Source organism: Chelatococcus sambhunathii (assembly GCF_001418005.1).
Taxonomy (GTDB): Bacteria; Pseudomonadota; Alphaproteobacteria; order Rhizobiales; family Beijerinckiaceae; genus Chelatococcus_A; species Chelatococcus_A sambhunathii.
In genome coordinates, this window is the sequence record NZ_LIOL01000002.1 from 22,941 (window position 1) to 44,939 (window position 21,999).

The 21,999-nt window shown below is 67.5% G+C and carries 19 protein-coding genes; 11 read left to right on the top strand and 8 right to left on the bottom strand.

All coding sequences use genetic code 11. The annotated features are described in order from the left end of the window. Positions 1–51: 51 nt before the first annotated feature. The 3 genes from ASC46_RS03720 to ASC46_RS03730 all read right to left on the bottom strand — a co-directional run bounded on the left by ASC46_RS03720 (position 52) and on the right by ASC46_RS03730 (position 3,071). Positions 52–1,257: a dipeptidase gene (locus tag ASC46_RS03720; RefSeq protein ID WP_055457976.1), complete on the bottom strand. Its 1,206-nt coding sequence runs from the start codon at positions 1,255–1,257 to the stop codon at positions 52–54. 213 nt (positions 1,258–1,470) lie between these two features. Then, on the bottom strand, positions 1,471–2,076 hold the full coding sequence (locus ASC46_RS03725) for an alpha/beta hydrolase (RefSeq protein WP_055457977.1): 606 nt from the start codon (positions 2,074–2,076) through the stop codon (positions 1,471–1,473). A 62-nt stretch (positions 2,077–2,138) separates the two neighbouring features. Beyond that, complete coding sequence (locus ASC46_RS03730; RefSeq protein WP_055457978.1) at positions 2,139–3,071, bottom strand: ring-cleaving dioxygenase; 933 nt, start codon at positions 3,069–3,071, stop codon at positions 2,139–2,141. A gap of 290 nt (positions 3,072–3,361) precedes the next feature. Here ASC46_RS03730 and ASC46_RS03735 point away from each other — a divergent pair, with 290 nt between their 5' ends. The 3 genes from ASC46_RS03735 (at position 3,362) to ASC46_RS03745 (ending at position 7,252) form a co-directional block, all read left to right on the top strand. Beyond that, the gene (locus ASC46_RS03735) at positions 3,362–3,817 is read left to right on the top strand and encodes a hypothetical protein (protein WP_055457979.1); all 456 of its coding nucleotides are present in this window, start codon (positions 3,362–3,364) and stop codon (positions 3,815–3,817) included. A 59-nt stretch (positions 3,818–3,876) separates the two neighbouring features. After that, positions 3,877–5,166, top strand: a complete 1,290-nt coding sequence (locus ASC46_RS03740) for an MgtC/SapB family protein (protein ID WP_055457980.1) — start codon at positions 3,877–3,879, stop codon at positions 5,164–5,166. Between the two features lie 82 nt (positions 5,167–5,248). After that, complete coding sequence (locus ASC46_RS03745; protein WP_055457981.1) at positions 5,249–7,252, top strand: acetyl-CoA carboxylase biotin carboxylase subunit; 2,004 nt, start codon at positions 5,249–5,251, stop codon at positions 7,250–7,252. Here the strand turns inward: ASC46_RS03745 and ASC46_RS03750 are convergent, their stop codons facing one another. Continuing rightward, entirely contained in the window at positions 7,253–8,041 is a 789-nt protein-coding gene (locus tag ASC46_RS03750; RefSeq protein WP_055457982.1) for a class I SAM-dependent methyltransferase, read from the bottom strand. 98 nt (positions 8,042–8,139) lie between these two features. After that, positions 8,140–9,585: a TIGR03808 family TAT-translocated repetitive protein gene (locus tag ASC46_RS03755; protein ID WP_055457983.1), complete on the bottom strand. Its 1,446-nt coding sequence runs from the start codon at positions 9,583–9,585 to the stop codon at positions 8,140–8,142. A 140-nt stretch (positions 9,586–9,725) separates the two neighbouring features. Between ASC46_RS03755 and ASC46_RS03760 the strand changes: the two genes are divergently transcribed. Then, positions 9,726–10,028, top strand: coding sequence for an acylphosphatase (locus tag ASC46_RS03760; RefSeq protein ID WP_055457984.1), 303 nt, complete (start codon positions 9,726–9,728; stop codon positions 10,026–10,028). A 12-nt stretch (positions 10,029–10,040) separates the two neighbouring features. Here ASC46_RS03760 and ASC46_RS03765 read toward each other — a convergent pair whose 3' ends face one another. Next, complete coding sequence (locus ASC46_RS03765; RefSeq protein ID WP_157672314.1) at positions 10,041–10,619, bottom strand: TlpA family protein disulfide reductase; 579 nt, start codon at positions 10,617–10,619, stop codon at positions 10,041–10,043. 135 nt (positions 10,620–10,754) lie between these two features. On the opposite strand from ASC46_RS03765, the gene speB reads away from it, so the two are divergent. Both speB and argC read left to right on the top strand, forming a co-directional pair. Continuing rightward, positions 10,755–11,717, top strand: coding sequence for an agmatinase (gene speB / locus ASC46_RS03770; RefSeq protein WP_055457986.1), 963 nt, complete (start codon positions 10,755–10,757; stop codon positions 11,715–11,717). Positions 11,718–12,043: 326 nt separating this feature from the next. Next, a complete protein-coding gene (gene argC / locus ASC46_RS03775) occupies positions 12,044–13,021 on the top strand; it encodes an N-acetyl-gamma-glutamyl-phosphate reductase (protein ID WP_055457987.1) in 978 nt (325 codons plus the stop codon). Positions 13,022–13,087: 66 nt separating this feature from the next. Here argC and ASC46_RS03780 read toward each other — a convergent pair whose 3' ends face one another. Next, complete coding sequence (locus tag ASC46_RS03780; protein WP_055457988.1) at positions 13,088–13,936, bottom strand: fumarylacetoacetate hydrolase family protein; 849 nt, start codon at positions 13,934–13,936, stop codon at positions 13,088–13,090. 498 nt (positions 13,937–14,434) lie between these two features. On the opposite strand from ASC46_RS03780, the gene ASC46_RS03785 reads away from it, so the two are divergent. Continuing rightward, positions 14,435–15,679, top strand: a complete 1,245-nt coding sequence (locus tag ASC46_RS03785) for an OmpP1/FadL family transporter (protein ID WP_245280463.1) — start codon at positions 14,435–14,437, stop codon at positions 15,677–15,679. Between the two features lie 133 nt (positions 15,680–15,812). Here ASC46_RS03785 and ASC46_RS03790 read toward each other — a convergent pair whose 3' ends face one another. Then, complete coding sequence (locus ASC46_RS03790; protein ID WP_055457990.1) at positions 15,813–17,615, bottom strand: PHA/PHB synthase family protein; 1,803 nt, start codon at positions 17,613–17,615, stop codon at positions 15,813–15,815. Positions 17,616–17,786: 171 nt separating this feature from the next. On the opposite strand from ASC46_RS03790, the gene ASC46_RS03795 reads away from it, so the two are divergent. The 4 genes from ASC46_RS03795 (at position 17,787) to glpX (ending at position 21,966) form a co-directional block, all read left to right on the top strand. Beyond that, positions 17,787–18,149, top strand: coding sequence for a hypothetical protein (locus ASC46_RS03795; RefSeq protein WP_072249426.1), 363 nt, complete (start codon positions 17,787–17,789; stop codon positions 18,147–18,149). 120 nt (positions 18,150–18,269) lie between these two features. Then, positions 18,270–19,487 (top strand): LL-diaminopimelate aminotransferase, encoded by a 1,218-nt coding sequence (locus ASC46_RS03800; RefSeq protein WP_055457992.1) that lies wholly within the window; start codon positions 18,270–18,272, stop codon positions 19,485–19,487. Between the two features lie 54 nt (positions 19,488–19,541). Further along, positions 19,542–20,864: a homoserine dehydrogenase gene (locus tag ASC46_RS03805; RefSeq protein WP_055457993.1), complete on the top strand. Its 1,323-nt coding sequence runs from the start codon at positions 19,542–19,544 to the stop codon at positions 20,862–20,864. Between the two features lie 106 nt (positions 20,865–20,970). Next, positions 20,971–21,966, top strand: coding sequence for a class II fructose-bisphosphatase (glpX, locus tag ASC46_RS03810; RefSeq protein WP_055457994.1), 996 nt, complete (start codon positions 20,971–20,973; stop codon positions 21,964–21,966). Positions 21,967–21,999 lie beyond the last annotated feature (33 nt).

Genomic DNA, 21,999 nt, shown 5'->3' on the forward strand with positions numbered 1-21,999 from the left:
GGCCACGACGGGCGGAAAGGGTTCGCGTGAACCGGTATCTGGGGCCGGCGCCTACCGTCCGTCGATCTCCTCCACCGTCCCCAGCGCCGGTTTCTCGCTCTTGCGCAATTCGCGCCCGATGCGCTCCACCGTGCGGAAGGCGCGCAGGAAATTGCGTGAGGCGATGCCGGCGATGGCGTCGTCCGACCAGCCACGGCGGATGAGCTCGGCGAGGAGGTGAGGGAAACGGCTCGCGTCCTCCAGGCCCGGCGGCGTCGGACCGCCGAAGAAGTCGGAGCCGATGCCCACGTGCCGCAGGCCGGCCTTGTCGGCGATATATTCGATGTGATCGCAGAGCTGCTCGAGCGTGCTGCGCGGCCAGGGGCCTGCGTCGCGCGCCCGCGCCGCGACCGCGGCTCCCATGTCGATGTCGTGTCGGCTCTTGCCGAACTCGTCCTTGAGCGGACGCATCCAGTCGCGCGACTGCTGGCCGATGAAGTCCGGCACGAAGGTTGCCATGACGATGCCGCCGTTGCCCCTGACGCGGGCGAGCACGTCGTCGGGCACGTTGCGCGGGTGGTCGCACAGGGCAAAGGCATTCGAGTGGGAGAAGACGACAGGCGCGCGCGAGACGTCGAGCACCTGGCGCATGACGTCGTGCGAGACATGGGCGCAGTCGACGATCATGCCGAGGCGGTTGAGTTCCCGCACCACGGCACGGCCAAAGGCGGTGAGGCCGCCGTGGCGCGGCGCATCGGTGGCGGAATCGACCCAGTCCAGCGTCTCGTTGTGGCAGAGCGTCATCAGCCGCGCGCCGGCGGCGTGCCAGACGCGCAGCGGCGCCAGGCTGTTCTCGAGGCCGACGCCGCCCTCCACCGCGATGAAGGAGGCGATCCTGCCGAGCTTCTTGGCCTTCGCGATGTCGCTCGCCTTCGTCGCCGGCATGAAGACGTCGGGATGCGCCTCCTGCAGGCGCAGGATGACATCGATCTGCTCCAGCGTGGTGCGGCCGGGGTGGGGCACATGAGTCGGGATGAAGGCGGCCCAGAACTGGGCGCTGACGCGGCCGGCGAGGAGGCGTGGGATGTCGGTGTCGCCGTCCTGATGCTCGCGCGTCAGTTCATAGGCGAAGACGTCGCCGCGAGCCCGGACGTCCTCACGAATCACCCATGGCAGGTCGTTGTGGCCGTCGACCAGCGGCAGTGTTTCGAGAAGCCGGAGAGCCTTGTCGAGCGCATCGTCGCGCGCCGGCGACCTGTGAGCCGCAACCTGTACCAATTCTTCTTTCCCCTCGGTAGAGCCGGTCGTCGGGGCCGACGCCACACACTCCGTTGCTCTTCGGTGATTGACAAGCGGTTGCGGGTCAGGGCTGCCGGGCGAGCCTTGCAGGGGACGCGAGGCTGCAGGTGACGGAGGAGGCGAGGGCGCAAAAAGGCAAGGCCCGGAGCGGGGCGATCCGCGCTCCGGGCCCTCCTTGTCCTTTGAGAGGCTTCAACCGGCCTCGGCCAGCCAGCGTGCGGAGAGATTGACGTCCGCCTGCGTCAGGCCGTGCCCGGCCGGCAGCACCTGGTGCTGCACCGTCGCGCTCGCCTCGCGCAGCAGGCTGGCGAGCCGCCCCGCATCGTCGGCCGGGACGATCGGATCGGCCGACCCCGACAGCATCAGCACGGGCTTGCCGGCAAGGTCCGGCAGCACGTCCGGCACCAGCGGCGTCATGACCCTCAAGAGGACGGCCCCGGCGAGCGCTTCGGGCGCGAGCAGCAGCATCGCCGCGGCGATGTTGGCGCCGTTGGAGAAGCCGAGCGCGATTGGCTGCGCGATGCCGTAGCGCTCGCGCGCCTCCTCGACGAAGCCGGCAAGCTCGGCCGCGCGGAGCTTGATGTCCTCGACGTCGAACCGCCCCTCGCCGAAGCGGCGGAAAAAGCGGGGCATGCCGTTCTCCAGCACCTTGCCGCGTGGCGACAGGAGAGCCGCCCCGGGGGCGAGCGTGCGGCCGAGCGGCACGAGGTCGTGCTCGTCGCCGCCGGTGCCGTGCAGCAGGAGGAGCGGCGGGCGCTCAGTGCCGCCAGCTTCGTAGTGATGGATGAAGTCGCTCATCGCAATTATCCCTGCCGTGCCCGCGCGAGGGCGGGCACGGCTCACGGGGGTGATGGTCCGGCTCAGTCGAGCACGGGCAGGACGGCCTCGATCCGCTCCCGGTCCTTCTCGTAGAAGGGCGGCAGCTTGAGGGAGGTGCCGAGCGCCTCGAAGCTCTCGTCGATGCCAAAGCCCGGATCGTCGGTGGCGATCTCGAAGATGACGCCGCCGGGCTCCCGGAAATAGACGGAGCGGAAATAGTTGCGCTCCTTCTGCTCCGTCGTGACGATGCCGAGCTTCTCGCGCAGCGCCTTCGCCATCGCCGCCTGGTCCGCGTCGCCTGCGGCCCGGAAGGCGACATGGTGCACCGAGCCGGCGCCCATCGTGCCGGGCAGGAAGCCGCCGGCAATGCGCAGGTCCACATAGCCGCCGACCTCGGCCTCGCCCCGGTAGCGGAAGAGGTTCTCCGTTCGGCCGGCTTCCACAAAGCCGAAGACCTCCGTCAGCACCGCGGCCGTGGGCTCCGGCCGGTCGACGAGCAGCGTCACGCCCGCGAAGCCGCGGACGGCGGCTTCCGCCGGGATGTCGGCCGTCGTCCAGGCCCTCGATGCGACGAGGCCTGGCGTTGCGACGAGCGCAAGGCGCATGCCGTCAGGATCCCGAAACGGCAGGACCGTGCGGTCGAAGCGTCTGATGGGTGCCTCATGCGTGACGCCGAGGGTCACGAGCCGCTCCGTCCAGAAGCCGAGCGCTTCCTCGGGGATGAGGAAGGCGGTTTCCAGCGTCTGGCCGACGCCCGGCCGTCCCGGCGCCACATGCGACCATGGGAAGAAGGTGAGGATGGTGCCAGGGTTGCCCTCCTCGTCGCCAAAATAGAAGTGGTAGGTGCTGGGATCGTCGAAGTTCACCGTCTTCTTGACGAAGCGCAGCCCGAGAACGCGAGTGTAGAAGTCGAGGTTGCGCCGCGGATCGCTCGCGATGGCGGTGACGTGGTGGATGCCTGCCGAACGTGCCATGGCTCTGCTCCCTGGCTGCTGTTGTGCTCTTGCTGCCAGATGGCGACGGCAGCGCAAATCCCTAGCCGCGCAAATGCCTCTTGCACCCCTGCAAGCCGGGAACCTCGGCAGGATGGCGACAGTTGCACCGATGACGGTGATTTTCCGTCAACCACGGGCCGTCAACAACGCTTAACCTGAACAAAGATTCACGATTGGCCGTTAAGAACTTGGCGAGTGGTTGGGCGCAGGATCGTTCGCGACAGGAAGCAATCACACCGGCGAAAAGAATGCCGGGGAGGCATCAAACAATGATCAACAAGAACTTCTTCCGTTTCGTCGATGAGATCCTCGACCGTCAGCGCATTACTGCGAAGGACGTGGCGTACCTGCAGCGCGAGATCTTGCCGGATGGCATCGCGTTCCGGGAAGAAGCGGATGTGCTGATCGCGCTCGACCGCGCGGTGAAGGATCAGGATGCATCCTTCGCCGATTGCCTCGTGGCGATGGTGGTGGATTTCGTCGTGTGGGGCGAGCGTCCCACCGGCATCGTGCGCGGCGAGGATGCGCACTGGCTGGTCACCTCTCTCGGCGCTGGCGGCGGGCCGACGGTCAACGCCCTGCGCATCGGCATGGAGGTGGTGCGCGAGGCCCAGCAGGTGGACGAGGTTCTGCTCGCCTTCCTGTTGCGCGGCCAGGGCAATCGCCTGCGACGGGCCTTGGGCGTGCCGGTGAAGGCCATGCCGCGCCGCTTCGCCGCGGCATAAACGGCAGAGTGCGCATCATTTCCCTTTACAAGCCATGCGAGCAGTGACGCATTCTGCGCATGGACCTCAACGATCTCTTCCACAGGCTCGCGGTGTCCCTCGCCGTGGGCCTTCTCGTCGGTGTCGAGCGCCATTGGCGCGAGCGTGACGCGCCGGCCGGCAGCCGCACCGCGGGTGTGCGCACCTTCGCGCTGTTCGGCTTCTTCGGCGGTATCGCCGCGATCACCGCGCAGGCGCTGGCGCCGCAGAACGCACCGGTTGCGGCGATCGTCCTCGTCGCAGCGCTCGCCGTGTTGTCGGCCGCGCTCATCACGTTCAAGCGCCGAGAGGCGGAGGCCGACGCCAATTTCAGCGTCACTGGCGTCGTCGCCGGGCAGGCGACCTTCGTGCTCGGGGCGCTTGCGGTCCTCGGAGATCCGGCCTTCGCAGGGGCCGCGGCCGTCGTCATGACGGCGCTTCTCGCCAGCCGCGAGGTGCTTCACGCGCTGCTGCGGCGCATGCGCTGGAGCGAACTGCGCTCCGCCATCGTGCTCGCCGTCATGACCTTCGTGGCGCTGCCGCTCATTCCCGACGAGCCGCTGCCGCAGTTCATGGGGCTCAACCCGGCGCGGGTCTGGCTGCTTGCCATCATCCTCGCCGGTGTGTCCTTTCTCGGCTATGTCGCGGTGCAGCTCTTCGGCGCGGAACGCGGTCGGCTCGTCGCCGGCGCCACCGGCGGGCTCGTGTCCTCCACGGCAGTGACGCTCGCCAATGCCCGGCTTGCCCGGATGGGGGAGGCGGCGCTGCCGCTCGCCGCCGGCGCGCTCGCGGCGGGGGCGGTGTCCTTCATCCGCACGGCCGTCATCGTCACGGCGGTCGCGCCTGAACTCGGCCGGCTGCTGGCGCCGGGCCTCGGGCTCGGAGCCGCCGTGCTCGTCGCCGGCGCCTGGCTGCTCGCCCGCCGCGAAGGGGCGCCGGCGCAATCGGCCGCCCCCGAGGGCGGCAACCCGTTCGAGCTCGGCGAGGTGCTCAAGCTCGCCGCGCTGCTCGCCTTCGTGCGCGTGGCGGGCGATCTGGCGGCCGAGCATCTCGGCGCCGTGGGCGTCTATGCCGTCGCTGCCGTCTCGGGTCTTGCCGATGTCGATGCGGTGTCGCTCGGCGTGTCCGGCCTCGTGCCCGACCGTCTCGCTCTCGGTGCGGGCGCCATCGCCATCGCCATCGCCGTCGGCAGCAACACGATCGCCAAATGCATCTATGCCGCGACGCTCGGCGGGAGGGCCTATGCCGGGCGCTTCAGCCTCGTGTCCTTGCTCGCGCTTGTCGCGCTCGCCGCCGGCTTTCTTGTCGCCTCTGCACAAATGCCCGGATGAGCATCCGTCTTTCGCCGCAATTGTCGCCCCCGGCGCTCTCGTCTAGAAGCGGTGAGGGGAAACGGTCACCAGGGGAGCGTCCATGTTCTCGAAGATCCTGATTGCCAATCGCGGCGAGATCGCCTGCCGGGTCATCAAGACGGCGCGTCGCATGGGCATCGGGACGGTGGCGGTGTTCTCCGAGGCGGACAGGGACGCGCTGCACGTGGAGATGGCGGACGAGGCCGTCTTCGTCGGGCCGGCGCCCGCCGCCCAGTCCTATCTCGTCATCGAGAAGATCGTCGAGGCCTGCCGGCAGACCGGGGCGGAGGCGGTGCATCCGGGCTACGGCTTCCTGTCCGAGCGGGCGGCCTTCGCCGAGGCGCTGGCAAGCGCCGGCATCACCTTCATCGGGCCCAACCCCAAGGCCATCGAGGCCATGGGCGACAAGATCGAATCGAAGAAATTCGCCAATGCCGCCGAGGTCTCGACCGTGCCGGGCTTTCTCGGCGTCATCGAGAGCCCGGAAGAGGCGGTGAGGATCGCCGACGACATCGGCTATCCGGTCATGATCAAGGCCTCGGCGGGCGGCGGCGGCAAGGGCATGCGCATCGCCTATTCGGCGGCCGAGGTGGCGGAGGGCTTCGCCCGCGCCCGCTCGGAGGCGGCATCCTCCTTCGGCGACGACCGGGTGTTCGTGGAAAAATTCATCACCGATCCGCGCCACGTCGAGATCCAGGTCATCGGCGACAAGCACGGCAACGTCGTCTATCTCGGCGAGCGCGAGTGCTCCATCCAGCGCCGCAACCAGAAGGTCATCGAGGAGGCGCCCTCGCCGCTGCTCGACGAGGCGACGCGCCGCAGGATGGGCGAGCAGGCGGTGGCGCTCGCGAAGGCGGTGAACTACGACTCGGCCGGCACGGTCGAGTTCGTGGCGGGCCAGGACCGCTCCTTCTACTTCCTCGAGATGAACACCCGCCTGCAGGTGGAGCATCCGGTGACCGAGATGGTCACCGGCATCGACCTCGTCGAGGAGATGATCCGCATCGCCGCCGGCGAGAAGCTGCGTTTTTCGCAGGAAGACATCCGGCTCGACGGCTGGGCCGTCGAGAGCCGCGTCTATGCCGAGGACCCGACGCGCGGCTTCCTGCCCTCGACGGGCCGGCTCGTCACCTATCGCCCGCCGGCCGAGGGCGAGGCGGACGGGGCGCGGGTGCGCAACGACACGGGCGTCGTGGAGGGGGGGGAGATCTCCATCTACTACGACCCGATGATCGCCAAGCTGATCACCCACGCGCCGACGCGCGCGGCCGCCATCGCGGCCCAGCAGCGGGCGCTCGATGCCTTCGCCATCGACGGCATCCGCCACAACATTCCCTTCCTCTCGGCGCTGATGGCCCATCCGCGCTGGCAGGAGGGCCGCCTGTCGACGGGCTTCATCGCCGAGGAGTTTCCCGACGGCTTCGCCATGCCGAAGCCCGAAGGGGAGGTCGCCATCCACCTCGCGGCGGTGGCGGCGGCCATCGACCATCTGTTCAACGAGCGCAAGCGCCGCATCTCGGGCCAGTTGCGCTCGGCCAAGCCCGTCAGGTTCGAGCGCGAGCGGGTGGTGATGCTGGGCCGCGAGGCCATCCCGCTCACCATCGACGACAAGGACGGGGCTCTCGTTCTCGCCTTTTCCGACGGGCGCACGGTCGCCGTCGCGTCGTCCTGGCGCCCCGGTGAGCCGGTATGGCACGGCCGCGTCGACGGCAAGGCGATCGCGGTGCAGGTGCGGCCGATCCTCAACGGCGTGGCGCTCGCCCACGCGGGCACGGCGACGGAGGCGCGCGTCTATACCCGGCGCGAGGCCGAGCTTGCCGCCCTGATGCCGGAGAAGGTGGCGGCCGACACCTCGAAGCAGCTGCTCTGCCCCATGCCCGGCCTCGTCAAGGCCATCGCCGTCGCCGAGGGCCAGGAGGTGAAGGCCGGCGAGACGCTCGCCATCGTCGAGGCGATGAAGATGGAGAACGTGCTCAAGGCCGAGCGCGACGGCACGGTCGCGAAGATCCACGCCAAGGAGGGCGACAGCCTCGCGGTGGATGCGGTTATTCTGGAGTTTGCCTGACTACTTGCGCACCAGCACGTAGGCGTAGGCGGACATGCTCCGCCAGTCGCGCCGTGCGGCAAGGGCGTTGAAGGCATCGTCGATCTGCCGCACCACCGGCAGCCGCTTGAAATAGCCATGCCCCCAGAAGGGCTGGATGGCCACGTCCGAGAAGCCGCAGTCCCGCAGCATGGGCAGCATCCGGGCCTCACTGGAGAAGCACCAGTCGTAAACGGCGGGGAACTTGGGGTCGTCGGTCTCTTCGCCCCGGTTGGGATAGAAGGCGCGCACGATGGCGCTCGACAGCCATTCCGGCATCAGATGATTGGCGAGGAAGGGCAACGAATAGAGGGTGGGGAAGAACGCCACCGCCACGCCGCCCGGCGCGAGCAACGTGTGAATATTACGCCAGGCCTGCCGCACGTCCTTCACATGCTCGAAGACCATGCGCGAGAACATCAGGTCGAACTGGCCGGGCGCGATCCCCGCTGCGGCGATGTCTCCCGATACGTCGAAGCAGGCTGTCGGAAAGCCCGGCGGTGCTTTTTCGAGCTCCGCGGCGCTGATGTCGTTGATGGTGAGCGTGATGCCGAGTTCCGCAGCCTCCTCGGCCGTGAACGAAGGGTCACGTCCGCCGCCGATCTCGCACAGGTGGCGAAGGTGGTAGGCCCTGACGAGGTCGACGAGCGTGGACTTGTAGTTGGCCCATGCCCATTCGGAATGCCAATCCGGCCGTTGTTTCGCAAGCAATTCGGCAAGGCGGGGGGGCGCCTCACGCGCAGCGGCCATTCCGGTCGCGTTGGCATTCATGGCAATCATTCTCCCAAAGAATCGCCGCCAGTCTGTGCGCAAAATGCCAAGACCGGGTTAATGCGAGGGAGGTCTTCCCTCCCTCGCGGTGCGCTGCCTCAGAAGACCGGCAGGCTGGCCAGGCAGGGCACCGGTACCGGATCGGGCGTCTGCTGGTCGTGCACGATGTTGAGGCCAAGGTGGATCTTGGGATAGGTGCTCGGCGTGATGCCGCTCATCGTTGCGTCGATCCTCACGCCGCTGGTCTCGCCGAGATAGGTATAGGCCACGATACCATTTTCGGTAGAAACGCCCGCCGGCATCTGGATCATGTTGTCGGTCACAAGCATGTGGCCCGCATTCGCGTTGGCCGAGGCTGCAATACCGATGCCGCACCGGCGGATGACGTTGTCGGAAGCGATCAGGTTGCGGGCATAATTGTTCGTTCCGACAACGATGCCGTAGCGGAGGGCGCACTCGACGACATTGCCGTTGACGACGCAGTCGCCTTCCGCACTGATGCCCGTGCCCGTGTCATAGCTCACCGTCGGATTGTTCGACTGCCTGGCATTGCGGACCACGTTGCCGGTGATGCTCGCGAGCCTGCCGCCATTGTTGAAGTTGGTGACGGAGATGCCGCTGCCGCAGGTGTCGATCAGGTTCGAGCCGACGACGGTGCCGACGTCGTTCTCTCCGGATGCGCCGTCCGTCTCTTCGACGTAGATGGCCATCTCGCCCATCGCGTAGATGTTATTGCCGGAGATAATCGTGTCGTTGCAGACGTTGGCTCGCACCGCGCTGAACTTGCAGTAGCGAATCCGGTTATCCGTCACGGTGCAGCCGTGGGCGCGGTAGAGATTGACGCCATTGCCGCGCTGGCCGGTGCCGCCGCCTTGCGCCTCAATGTAAGTGATGACATTGCCGCTCACGGTGCTGCCGTCGAACCGCGGCGAGTATTGCCAGATGAGGATGCCGTTATTGCCGCAGTTTCGAACGACGTTGCCGGTCACCGACAAGCTGACATTGGCCACGCCGAAGATGGCGGTGTCGCAGTTGTAAACCTCGCAACCGGCAATAGCGCCTGCCGGGGAGACGGGTTCGTCGGTTCCGGTTGTCCCGATCGTCTGGCGCGTTCCGCACTGTTCGAAGACGATCCCCATGCCCGGCGCGCCATGCACCGTACAGCGGTCGATGCGGGTCCTGTGCGCACGATAGGCGGTGATGGCGCCGCCATTGCCGGACTCGGCATAGGGACGGCCGTTTGCGTTGAATGTGATGCCGCGGATCACGCAATCCGGAACATTGTCGATCTCTAGGAAAAAAGTACCAGTCGTGAAGCGCAACGTCACGGTGCCGGGATTGGCTTCCATGACAAGTGGTGCGCCTCCGCCGTTGGAGGTTCTGACCGAGAGGTTGCCCACATCGTAGGTGCCGGCAACGATGAACAGGGGCTTCCCATTGCTTCGCGCAACATTCATCGCATCCTGGAGGGTTCCGACCGTATAGCCGGCCGGCGTGCCGTTCGTGAAGACGATCTTGTCATCGGTTATCGCATACGAGGCCACGAGGGTATCTCCTGATGATAGGGGTACGCGCGCAGGTCGGAACATATAGAGAACAAATCCTAAGATCAAGGAAAATATTCCTTATCCTCCGCGCGCGATGGCGTGGTAGGCTGTCGGAGGCCGTCGTTGTGGAGTGAGTCATGACCTCCCGCGTCATCGTCCATGCCGTCATCAAGGGCCGCGTGCAGGGCGTGGGCTATCGGGCTTGGACGGCGCGCGAGGCGGGGGCGCGGGGGCTTGCGGGCTGGGTGCGCAACCGGCGCGAGGGCTTCGTCGAGGCGGTCTTCGCCGGGCCGGCCGATGCCGTGGAGGCGATGCTCGCGGCCTGCCGCGCGGGGCCGCTCGGTGCGCGGGTCGAGGCCATCGAGCGCTACGACGAAACGGGGAGCGCGCTCGCGCCGGGGAGCGCGGCGGATGGGTTCACGGTGCTGCCGACGGTGTAGGCGCGGCGCAGGTCAGGCCATGAAGGCGGCGAGGAAGGCCTCGGCGTCCGGCTGCAGCCAGTCCACCGCGCCGGAGATGTAGCCGACGATGCCGCCGCCGCGGTCGACGAGATAGGTGATGGGCATGCCGTAGAGGGCGAAGGGCGCGCCCTTGCGGTTGCCGGCGTCCGAATAGGCGACGTCCCCCTCGGGATCGACGAAGACGGGGAGCTTCTCGATGCCGTGGCGCTTCAGGAAGGGCGCGACGGCCCTTGTGCCGTCCCGGTCGAAGGAGATGGCGGCGACGTTGAGGCGCTGCGCATCGATCGTCCGCACGAAGGCCTCGAGGCGCGGCATCTCCTCCCGGCACGGCGGGCACCAGCTCGCCCAGAAATTGAGGAGATGGACGCGCCCGTCCGGCGCCAGCGTGTGCCGGCGGCTCCGGACATCGGTCAGGGCGAGCGCCGGCATCTGCCGGCGCGGCTCCAGCCAGACGAACTGGCTGCCGCCCTGCCGGAGCGAGGGGGCGGCGCGGGCGGGCAGAGCAGAGGCGGCGAGGGCTGCGAGGCTGCCGATGAGGGAGCGGCGGGAGAGGGGGCGTGCGCACGTCATCGCCCCGCCCATAGCTCGACGGGGCGGGCCTGCCAATGGCACCTCGCGCCGACGTGAGGCATGGCGTGCCGCCTCTTGCGCTTGATGCGGCGCGGGTGCCGGCTATCCTTCGGCAAAGTGCTGCGAGGAGACGCCGTGAGCCGCAACGATTCGATCCGCCCGCGTCCGACGGACAACGCCTTTCTCGGCCCGCTCGACGGCGGCTCGCTCGAGCCGACCTATTCGGGGGCGCTGTCCTTCATGCGCCGGCGCTACAGCCGCGATCTGTCGGCGGCGGACGTCGTCGTGTGGGGCGTGCCGTTCGATTGCGCCACGTCCAACCGGCCAGGGGCGCGCTTCGGGCCGCAGGCGCTGCGCCGCGCCTCCGCGATCTTCGACGGCGATCCGCAGTTCCCCTCCGGGCTCGATCCCTTCGAGGCGCTCACGGTGATCGACTGGGGCGACTGCTCGTTCGACTATCGCCGGCTCGACCAGGTGCACGGCCTCGTCGAGGCGCAGGCGGCGGAGATCGTCGCGGCCGGATGCCATCTCGTGACGCTCGGCGGCGATCATTCCATCACCCTGCCGCTGCTGCGCGCCCATGTGGCCGAGCACGGGCCGCTGGCGCTGGTGCAGTTCGACGCCCACCAGGACACCTGGGAGGACGACGGCGAGGGCACCTCGCACGGCACCTTCGTCACCCGCGCCGAGATGGAGGGGCTGATCGACTGCTCGCGCTCCATCCAGATCGGCATCCGCACCGTGGCGCCGGACGATTTCGGCATCGCCATCGTCGATGCCTACGAGGCGCGCGGGCTCGGCGTCGCCGGCATCGCCCAGCGCATCCGCGAGCGGGTGGGCGAGGGGCCGGCCTATCTGTCGTTCGACATCGACGCGCTCGATCCCGCCTTCGCGCCGGGCACGGGCACCCCGGTCGCCGGCGGCCTTTCGAGCGCCGAGGCGCTGATGGCGCTGTGGAGCCTGCGCGACATCGACTGGCGCGGCATGGACCTCGTCGAGGTGGCGCCGCCCTACGACCATGCCGACATCACCGCGATCGCCGGTGCGACGGTGGTGCAGCACTACCTGCAGATCCTCGCCGAGCGGGCGCGGGGGTGAGTGTTTTCCCTCCCCCATGCGGGGGAGGATCATGACCTCGACCTTCGTGTGCGATAACCCTCCCCGCGAACGGGAGAGACTGGCCGGGTCGTCATTGACACCGGCGCCCCTTTCCCGGATAAGCGTGCCCATGATCACCGTCGCGCACACCACGCCGAACCGACGCCGCCGCGCCGTCCTTGCGCGCGTGCGATGACGCGACCTCGCGTGTCGTGATCGGAGCCGCGCCCGCAGCGCGGCTTTTTTGTTGCAATTTCGTCCCCATCTTCTGTTACCACCGGCAAACGCTCGAAAACCGTCGCCCGGACAATCGTCAGGAGCCGTCCATGAACGACACCTCGCTTCTCAATCCCGCCCGGGGCAAGGCTGCGGGTGCGCGGGCGCCGCGCGTCTTCATCGACGGTGAGGCCGGCACCACGGGCCTCGGCATCCGCGAGCGGCTCTCGGCGCTGCCGCAGATCGAGCTCAGGTCCATCGCGCCGGAGCTGCGCAAGGACGTGGAGGCGAAGAAGGCGCTGCTCGCCGATGTCGATCTCGTCGTGCTCTGCCTGCCGGACGCGGCCGCCAAGGAGACGGTGGCGCTCGTCGAGGCCCTGGGAGAGGCCGGTCCGCGCGTGCTCGATGCGAGCACCGCCCACCGGGTCGCGCCGGGCTGGGTCTACGGCTTCGCCGAGATGACGCCGGGCCAGCGCGCGGCGATCGCCGGGGCGCGCCTGGTGTCCAATCCGGGCTGCTATCCGACGGGGGCGATCGCGCTTCTGAGGCCGCTCGTCGACGCCGGACTCGTGCCGGCGGATTATCCCGTCACCATCAATGCGGTCAGCGGCTATTCCGGCGGCGGACGCACGATGATCGAGGCCTACGAGGCGGGCACGGCGCCGTCCTTCGAGCTCTACGGCCTCGGCCTCGAGCACAAGCACCTGCCGGAGCTGCAGACCTATTGCGGCCTCTCGCGGCGGCCGATCTTCGTGCCCTCGGTCGGCAATTTCCGCCAGGGCATGCTGGTGTCGATCCCGCTGCATCTCGACACGCTGCCCGAGCGGCCGACGGGGGCCGACCTGCAGGCGGTGCTCGCCACGCGCTATGCGGTGAGCGAGCTCGTCTCGGTCGCCCGGCAGGACGATGCGAGCGTCACGGGCGGCAAGATCGAGCCCGAGGCGCTCAACGACACCGACCGGCTGGAACTCAGGGTCTATGCCAACGAGGCGCGGCGGCAGGCCGTGCTCGTCGCCCGGCTCGACAATCTGGGCAAGGGCGCCTCCGGTGCGGCAGTGCAGAACATCCGGTTGATGCTCGGCGTCTGAAGCTTGCGCGCCATGTGAAAAAGGGCGGGCAAGTGCCCGCCCTTAAACCGGAACTCGTGCCGATGCTCAGCTCTGATAGGCCCGCACCTGCTGCTTCTGCGTGCCGAGGCCCTCGATGCCGAGTTCCACGACCTCGCCGCCCTTGAGGAAGCGCGGCGGCTTCATGCCCATGCCGACGCCGGGAGGCGTGCCGGTGGTGATGACGTCGCCGGGCTCGAGCTTCATGAACTGCGAGATGTATGACACGAGGAAGGGAACGGAGAAGATCATGGTCTTCGTCGAGCCGTCCTGCACCCGCTCGCCGTTCACTTCGAGCCACATGGACAAGTTCTGCACGTCCTTGATCTCGTCAGTCGTGACGAGCCAGGGGCCGAGGGGACCGAAGGTGGGGCAACCCTTGCCCTTGGCCCACTGACCGCCGCGCTCGATCTGGTACTCGCGCTCCGACACGTCGTTGCAGACGCAGTAGCCGGCCACGTAGTCGAGCGCGTCCTTCTCCTCGACGTAGGACGCCTCCTCGCCGATGACGATGGCGAGCTCGACCTCCCAGTCGGTCTTCTGCGAGCCGCGCGGCACGATCACGTCGTCATTGGGGCCGACGATGCAGGACGGGGCCTTGTTGAAGAGGATCGGCTCCTTCGGGATCGGCGAGTTCGTCTCCGCCGCGTGATCGGCATAGTTGAGGCCCACTGCGATGAAGTTGCGCACGTTGCCGACGCAGGGGCCGAGCCGCGTGCCGGCCGGCACGGCTGGAAGGGTCTTGGGGTCGACGGCGGCGATGCGCGCCAGCGAGGCCCTTGTGAGGGCCTTGCCGGCGAGATCGGGGACGATGCCGGAGATGTCGCGGATCGTGCCCTCGGCGTCGACGATGCCCGGCTTCTCCGCGCCCGGATTGCCGTAGCGCACCAACTTCATGGGGTATCCTCCAATTGAAACGTTTCAAGCGGGCGGAGTGTGCTGCGGCGGGGCGCCGATCGCAAGCCGGATCGGCGCAGATCCGATGCGCGCAGCGCGTAACCGGCGCTTGTTGCGGTAATGTCACATCAGGCGAAAAGTCGCCAGCCGCACGCTTTTTCCGCGGATGAGAAGGACCTGTGGGCAGGCGCGAAAATCGATATGGTTTCGATATGAACTATACCCATGTGAACCGGATTGGTGTTGTGCGGTGCATCAAAAGGCATGTTTTGATGTGTTTTTTGCGGTGTTAAGACTGAAATGTTAGTCGCCATTTCAGATATTTGTATGTGTACCAATACATTGATTGTCGAAGACGGCCTTGGCAGCATGCGAATCAAGGGCGCTCGCAAGTAACAGACGCCTCCATGGAACGTATGGGTCAGGGGAACATCCATGAGGGATTCTCGGAAATTTCTTACGTGGACGGCCATTTGTTCAGTTTCATTGATCGTTGCTATGGCCGATGCACAGGCTGGCTCCTTCGCGATCCGTGAGCAGAGTGCCACCGGACAGGGCATGTCATTCTCCGGCGTTGCGGCCGGTTCTGCCGGTCTCTCGTCGATGTTCTGGAACCCGGCGACGATCACCATGAGTCCCGGCTTCCGCTTCGAGGGTCATGCGTCGGTGATCTTTCCCGAGGCGAAGATCAATCCGGACCTGCCGACCCTCGGCCTCGTCGGCGCGCTCGGGGGCACCCCCGTCGGGTCCGGCAATATCGGCCAGACGGCCGTCGTGCCGGCCAGCTATGCGAGCTATCAGGTCAACGACCGGCTCTGGCTCGGCGTGTCGATCAATTCGCCCTACGGCTTCATCACCAAGCCGGACCAGAACTGGGCCGGCCAGACCTACGGGCGTTCGTCGAAGGCCTTCTCCATCAACGTCACGCCAACGATCGGCTACAGGGTCACCGACTGGCTCTCCATCGGTGTCGGGCTGCAGGTGCAATATCTCGACGTGACGCTGAAGCGCGCGCTCGGCCTGTCGCCCCTCGCCCCGGCCGCCATCCTCGAGGGCGATGCGTACGGCGTCGGCTACACGCTCGGCCTGACGCTGACGCCGTTCGAGGGCACCGAGATCGGCCTCGGCTTCCGGTCGTCGATCCGTCACCAGCTCGAGGGCAACCTGCACGTGGGGCCGGCGACGATCGTCCCCGTCAAGGCCAATGTGAACCTGCCGGAGGTGCTGACCTTCGGCGTCGCCCAGCGCCTGTCGCCACAGTGGAAGGTGATGGCCGGGGTCGAGTGGACGAACTGGAGCAGGCTCAACATCGTGCCGGTCACGAGCGCGATCAGCGGGACGGCCGTGACGGCGCTGCCGTTCAGCTATCGCGACGGCTGGTTCGCTTCCGTCGGTGCGGAATATCAGGTCAACGATCAACTCGCGCTGCGTGCCGGCCTCGGCTACGAGTGGTCGCCCATCACCGACCGCACGCGTGACGTGCGCATTCCCGACAACGATCGTCTCTGGGCCTCGATCGGCGCCACCTACCAGTGGAACGACCAGCTGTCCTTCGACGTCGGCTACACACACATCTTCGTCAAGGACACGGACATTCGCCTCGTGCCGGGCAATCCGCAGTTCGCGGCGCTGCCCTTCGTCGCCGAGACGAAGCCGTCAGTCGACATCGTCTCCGTGGCGCTCAAGTACCGCTGGGACGAGCCAGCCAAGCCGATCCCCGCGCCGATCGTGCGCAAGTACTGATCGCTTTTCCCGGATTGCCCATGCGAAGGCCCAGGCCGGGTTGCCGGCTCGGGCAAGAAGCTTGGGCAAGAAGCTCGGGGCAAGAAGAAAGGCCGGCGGGCAACCGCCGGCCTTTGCGCGTCGGCGTCCCGCCTCAGTCCCGCATCTTCACATAGGTGCCGGGGGCGTCGCATAGGGGCGCGAGCGGCCCCTCGGCGGGGTCGCGCGCCTTGACCCGTTCGGGGCTCTGGGCGGCGATCCAGTCGATCCAGTCCGGCCACCAGGAGCCGGGCACCTCCTGCGCCTCCTTCAGCCAGTCGTCGAGCTCGCCGCGCGGTTTGCCGTTGACCCAGTGCTGGTACTTCGGCTTGGCCGGCGGATTGACGACGCCGGCGATGTGTCCCGAGCCGGCAAGCACGAAGCGGATGCGCCCGCCGAAGAGCTGCGCGCCAAGGAAGACCGAGCGGGCCGGGGCGATGTGGTCCTCGCGCGTGGCGAGGTGATAGGTGGGTATGGTGACGTCCGACAGTTCGAGCCGCGTATTGCCGAAGTTCATGCGGCCCTTGGCGAGATTGTTCTTCAGGTAGCATTCGCGCATGTAGAACGAATGGTTGGCTGCCGGCATGCGGGTGGAATCGGAGTTCCAGTAGAGCAGGTCGAACGGCAGCGGGGAGACGCCGCGCACGTAGTTGTTGACGATGTAGGGCCATATCAGGTCGTTCGGCCGCAGCATGTTGAAGGCGGTCGCCATGCGCGAGCCCTCGAGATAGCCGCGCTTGGCCATCTCCTGCTCGATGGCCCTGATCTGGTCCTCGTCGACGAAGACCTTGAGATCGCCGGCATGGGTGAAGTCCACCTGGGTGGTCAGGAAGGTGGCGCCGGCGATGCGTGTGTCGCCGTTCGCCGCCATGAAGGCGAGCGTCGCCGCGAGCAGGGTACCGCCGACGCAATAGCCGACGGCCGAGACCTCCTCCTCGCCCGTGTTGCGGGCAATGGCGTCGAGGGCGGCGAAGATGCCCTCGCGCATGTAATCCTCGAAGCTCTTCTCGGCCAGCCGCTCGTCGGGGTTGACCCAGGAGATGCAGAAGACGGTGAGTCCCTGCGCCACCGCCCAGCGGATGAAGGATTTGTCCGGGTTGAGATCGAGGATGTAGTACTTGTTGATCCACGGCGGCACGATGAGGAGCGGCCGGCGCAGCACCTTCTCGGTCGTCGGGCTGTACTGGATGAGTTCCACAAGCTCGTTGCGGAAGATGACCTTGCCGGGCGTGTTGGCGAGATTGATGCCGACCTCGAACCGGTGCGGGTCCGACTGGCGCACCTTGAGCTGGCCGCCGCCGGCCTCCACGTCCTCGGCCAGCATCTGCATGCCACGCACCAGGTTGGCGCCGCTCTCGCGCAGGGTGGTTCGGATGAGCTCCGGATTGGTGGCGATGAAGTTCGACGGGGCGAGCGCGCTTGCGATCTGGCGCACGTAGAACTGCGCCTTGTGACGGGTGTGGTCGTCGAGCCCCTCGGCCTCGGCGGCGAGCCGGTCGGCCCAGTCGGTCGTCAGCAGATAGGCCTGCTTGATGAAATCGAAGAGCGGATTTTCCTCCCACTCGGGGTCAGCGAAGCGCTTGTCCTTCGGGTCTGGCGTGATTACCGGCTCGGCCTGTTCGCCCTGCATGCGCTTGAGGGTCGAGGCCCAAAGATCAAGGAAGCGAGAGGTGAGGGCGGACTGGGCCTCGATCGCCTTCTGCGGATCGGACATCCACTTCTCGGCCACATTGCCAAGCGTCTTGACGATGTCGCCTACCTCGTCGGCGGCTCCGCCCTTGGCGCGGCCCTCCTCGTATGGCTTGAGGTAGGCGGCCGCCACCCGGCCGGCTTCCTCCACGAACTGGGCCATGTTGCGCGACAGGGCCTCGAAATCCGGCATCGGCGTGCCGGGTCGCTGGTCGCCCTTATCAGTCATGCGCCCTCCGCCTCTTTCCTCGACGGCATGTCTCGATCCGTTCCCTTTTTCCTCATATTAACCGACAATCTGTGACATGGGCATCATTGACGGGCATGATCGCCGGCATGGGCATCGCGCATATCGACGCAAGACTTGTCGCAGATGGTCCTTTCACAAGAGTTCATACCGATGAGACGTTACCTGCGAGGCCTTTTCCAGTCCGTGCGGGGCAGCCGTGCCCGCAAGGCGCTGCTCGTGCTGCTGCCGCTCGTCCTCGCCGCCTGCACGAGCGGTGGTGAGGCAGTGCGGGATGTCGCCGTCGCCACGGGGCTGCGCGCCGAGGCGCCGCGGTCGGCCGAGTTCGTCGCCCAATCGCGGCCCAGCGACCTCAACTACATGCCCATCGGCGTGCAGCCGCCGGCCCGCGCGATCCGCCCGCGGAGCGCCGATGAGGCCGAGCGGCTGAAGCAGGAGCTGGAGGCGCGGCGGCGGGCAAACGAGGCTGCCGCCTCGGAGGCCAGGGCGCTGTCGGCGGCGCCGGCAGCGCAATAGCCCGGCAGTCATCCCGCAGGCGCGAAAAAACATTCTGCCTTTGGCCGGCCGGGTGCTAAATCAAAGCTGCCGCGCCGGAAGGACTGCGATGCGCGGCCCGATCCAGGGACTTGAGTAGCCATGACCGATTTTCACCGCATCAAGCGTCTGCCGCCCTATGTCTTCGAGCAGGTGAACCGGATCAAGGCCGCAGCCCGAGCCAACGGGGCCGACATCATCGACCTCGGCATGGGCAATCCCGACCTGCCGGCGCCGCGCCATGTCATCGAGAAGCTGGTGGAGACCGCGGGCAAACCGCGTACCGACCGCTATTCCGCCTCCAAGGGGATCGGCGGCCTGCGCCGGGCCCAGGCGGGCTATTACGAGCGCCGCTTCGGCGTGAAGCTCGATCCCGACACCCAGGTCGTTGCCACGCTCGGCTCCAAGGAGGGTTTCGCCAACATGGCGCAGGCCATCACCGGGCCTGGCGATGTCGTGCTCGTCCCCAATCCGAGCTATCCGATCCACGCCTTCGGCTTCCTGATGGCCGGCGGCGCCATCCGCTCCGTGCCGGCCGAGCCGACGCCGGCCTTCTTCCCCGCGCTCGAGCGGGCGGTGGTGCATTCGATTCCCAAGCCCATCGCCGTCGTCGTCTGCTATCCGTCGAACCCCACGGCCTATGTGGCTTCGCTCGACTTCTACAAGGACCTCGTGGCCTTCGCGAAGAAGCACGAGCTCATCGTCCTGTCCGACCTTGCCTATGCCGAGGTCTATTTCGACGGGGAGCCGCCGCCGTCGGTGCTGCAGGTGCCGGGCGCCGTGGACGTCACGGTCGAGTTCACCTCGATGTCGAAGACCTATTCCATGGCCGGCTGGCGCATGGGCTTTGCCGTGGGCAACGAGCGGCTGCTGGCGGCGCTCGCCCGCGTGAAGTCCTATCTCGACTACGGCGCCTATACGCCCGTGCAGGTGGCAGCCACGGCCGCCCTCAACGGGCCGGACGACTGCATCGTCGAGATGCGCGACATCTATCGCCGGCGCCGCGACGCGCTGGTCGATTCCTTCGGCCGGGCGGGCTGGCCGATCCCGACGCCGAGCGCCTCGATGTTTGCCTGGGTGCCGATTCCGGAGCCTTTCCGCGGCCTCGGCAGCCTCGAATTCTCGAAGCTGCTCGTCGAGAAGGCGGATGTCGCCGTCGCGCCGGGCATCGGCTTCGGCGAGCATGGCGACGATTATGTGCGGATCGCCATTGTGGAGAACGAGCAGCGCATCCGCCAGGCCGCCCGCAATATCCGCCGCTTCCTTGAAACGGCGGACAAAACGTTGCACAACGTGGTCCCGCTCGCGGCCCGGCGCTGAGGCGCCGGCCGCGCCGGCTCTCGTTGCCTTTCGTTCCCGCGAGTCTGGTTCACCATGTCGCATGATTTCAGGGTCGGCATCGCCGGCCTCGGCACGGTCGGCGCTTCCGCCGTGCGCATGCTTGTCCGTCAGGACGAGCAGCTCACCGCCCGTCTCGGACGCCGGGTGAGGGTGACCGCCGTGACTGCGCGCGACCGCGCGCGTGAACGCGGCTTCGATCTCGCGGCCCTGACCTGGTTCGACGATCCGGTCGCGCTCGCCCGCAGCGGCGACATCGACTGTTTCGTCGAACTCATTGGCGGGGAGGACGGCCCGGCCCTCGAGGCCGTCACCGCGGCGCTGGAAACCGGCAAGCACGTCGTCACCGCCAACAAGGCGCTGCTAGCGCGGCACGGCGTGACGCTCGCCGCCCTCGCCGAGAAGAAGGGCGTGTCGCTCGCCTTCGAAGCCTCCGTCGCCGGGGGCATTCCCGTCATCAAGACGCTGCGCGAGGCACTCGGCGGCAACAGTGTCAGCCGCGTCTACGGCATCCTCAACGGCACCTGCAACTACATCCTGTCGCGCATGGAGGCGGAGGGCCTGTCCTTCGACGACTGCCTCAAGGACGCGCAGAGGCTGGGCTATGCCGAGGCCGATCCGACCTTCGACGTCGGCGGCTTCGACACGGCACACAAGCTTGCGATCCTCACGAGCCTCGCCTTCGGCACCGAGATCGACGCCGAGGCGATCTATGTCGAGGGCATCTCCTCGATCAGCCCCATCGACATCCGCATGGCCGACGAGCTCGGCTATCGCATCAAGCTGCTCGGCGTCGCCGAGCGGACGAAGACCGGCATCGAGCAGCGGGTCCATCCGACGATGGTGCCGAAATCCTCCGCCATCGCACAGGTGATGGGTGTCACCAACGCCGTGACCATCGACGCCGATGCGGTGCGCGAGGTCACGCTCGTCGGCCCAGGGGCGGGGGGCGACGCGACCGCCTCGGCCGTCGTCGCCGACATCTGCGACCTTGCCGCGGGCGGTGCAGTGCCGGCCTTCGGCGTGCCCGTCGGCGCGCTGCGCAAGCCCGAGCGCGCGGCGATGCGCATGCATACCGGCGGCTATTACGTGCGCCTCACCGCCTATGACAGGCCGGGCGCCGCGGCCTCCATCGTCACCCGCATGGCGGAGGCGGACATTTCGCTGGAGAGCATCGTCCAGCACCGGTCGGAGGATGCCGCCCAGCGGGATCCCTCCGGGCGCTCCGGCGCGCCGGTGCCGGTGGTGCTCATCACCTATGCGACGACGGAAGCCGCCATCCGCAGGGCGGTGGACAAGGTGATCGGAGACGGGCATGTCGCCGAGGCGCCACAAGTGATCCGTATTGAACGGGAGTAGGTCGCGGCCGATCGTGCCGCATCCGAGACCATGCACGTACGCTGACCTATCCAGACGGCCGTTCCGGCCCGCTGATCTGAGCGGCCTTTAGGGAGATCCGACCGCGATGAGCGAGATTACCGTCAAGCCGAACCAGCTGATCGAACGCATCCTCACGCTGGAGCTCGTGCGCGTGACCGAGCGCGCCGCCGTAGCGGCGGCGCGGCTGCGTGGGCGCGGCAACGAAAAGGCGGCCGACCAGGCTGCGGTCGATGCCATGCGCCGGGAGCTCAACCGCCTGCCGATCGACGGCACTGTCGTCATCGGCGAGGGCGAGCGCGACGAGGCGCCGATGCTGTTCATCGGCGAGAAGGTCGGCAACACCAAGGGGCCGAAGGTCGACATCGCGGTCGATCCACTCGAGGGCACGACGCTCTGCGCCAAGGACATGCCCGGCGCCATCACTGTCATGGCCATGGCCGAGGCGGGTACGCTGCTCGGCGCGCCCGACGTCTACATGCAGAAGATTGCCGTTGGTCCAGGTTATCCGGACGGGGTGATCGACCTCGACGCCTCGCCGGCGGACAACATCAATGCGCTCGCCAGGGCCAAGGGCGTCAAGCCCAACGAGATCAACGTGCTGATGCTCGACCGGCCGCGCCACGCCGACATGATCGCCGCGGTGCGCAAGACGGGCGCCGGCATCCGCCTTATCACCGATGGCGACGTCGCCGGCGTCATCTTCACGGCGAACCCGGAAGAGACCGGCATCGACATGTATCTCGGCATCGGCGCCGCCCCGGAGGGCGTGCTCGCGGCCGGGGCGCTGCGCTGCGTCGGCGGCCAGATGCAGGCCCGCCTCATCCTCGACACGGCGGAGAAGCTCGACCGAGCGGCCAAGATGGGCGTCACCGACCCGAACAAGAAATACCAGTTGCTCGATCTCGCTTCGGGCGACGTCATCGTCGCCGCCACAGGCGTCACCAACGGGGCCCTTCTCTCGGGCGTGCGCTTCCGCAAGGACGTGATCGAGACGGAGACGGTGGTCTACCGCTCCGCCACCGGCACCGTGCGCCGCATCAAGGCCGAGCACCGGGAGCTCGCCAAGTTCCATCTGGATTGAGTTTCGGCGGAGCGGTCCGGATGGCCGTCATCC

Coding starts and splice junctions, on each gene's coding strand:
- ASC46_RS03740 (WP_055457980.1), top strand. CDS start 3,877: ATGGACCTCAACGATCTCTTCCACAGGCTCGCGGTGTCCCTCGCCGTG.
- ASC46_RS03800 (WP_055457992.1), top strand. CDS start 18,270: ATGACCGATTTTCACCGCATCAAGCGTCTGCCGCCCTATGTCTTCGAG.
- glpX (WP_055457994.1), top strand. CDS start 20,971: ATGAGCGAGATTACCGTCAAGCCGAACCAGCTGATCGAACGCATCCTC.
- ASC46_RS03795 (WP_072249426.1), top strand. CDS start 17,787: ATGAGACGTTACCTGCGAGGCCTTTTCCAGTCCGTGCGGGGCAGCCGT.
- ASC46_RS03750 (WP_055457982.1), bottom strand. CDS start 8,041: ATGAATGCCAACGCGACCGGAATGGCCGCTGCGCGTGAGGCGCCCCCC.
- ASC46_RS03785 (WP_245280463.1), top strand. CDS start 14,435: ATGGCCGATGCACAGGCTGGCTCCTTCGCGATCCGTGAGCAGAGTGCC.
- ASC46_RS03725 (WP_055457977.1), bottom strand. CDS start 2,076: ATGAGCGACTTCATCCATCACTACGAAGCTGGCGGCACTGAGCGCCCG.
- ASC46_RS03760 (WP_055457984.1), top strand. CDS start 9,726: ATGACCTCCCGCGTCATCGTCCATGCCGTCATCAAGGGCCGCGTGCAG.
- argC (WP_055457987.1), top strand. CDS start 12,044: ATGAACGACACCTCGCTTCTCAATCCCGCCCGGGGCAAGGCTGCGGGT.
- ASC46_RS03745 (WP_055457981.1), top strand. CDS start 5,249: ATGTTCTCGAAGATCCTGATTGCCAATCGCGGCGAGATCGCCTGCCGG.
- ASC46_RS03730 (WP_055457978.1), bottom strand. CDS start 3,071: ATGGCACGTTCGGCAGGCATCCACCACGTCACCGCCATCGCGAGCGAT.
- ASC46_RS03765 (WP_157672314.1), bottom strand. CDS start 10,619: ATGACGTGCGCACGCCCCCTCTCCCGCCGCTCCCTCATCGGCAGCCTC.
- ASC46_RS03790 (WP_055457990.1), bottom strand. CDS start 17,615: ATGACTGATAAGGGCGACCAGCGACCCGGCACGCCGATGCCGGATTTC.
- ASC46_RS03780 (WP_055457988.1), bottom strand. CDS start 13,936: ATGAAGTTGGTGCGCTACGGCAATCCGGGCGCGGAGAAGCCGGGCATC.
- ASC46_RS03805 (WP_055457993.1), top strand. CDS start 19,542: ATGTCGCATGATTTCAGGGTCGGCATCGCCGGCCTCGGCACGGTCGGC.
- ASC46_RS03735 (WP_055457979.1), top strand. CDS start 3,362: ATGATCAACAAGAACTTCTTCCGTTTCGTCGATGAGATCCTCGACCGT.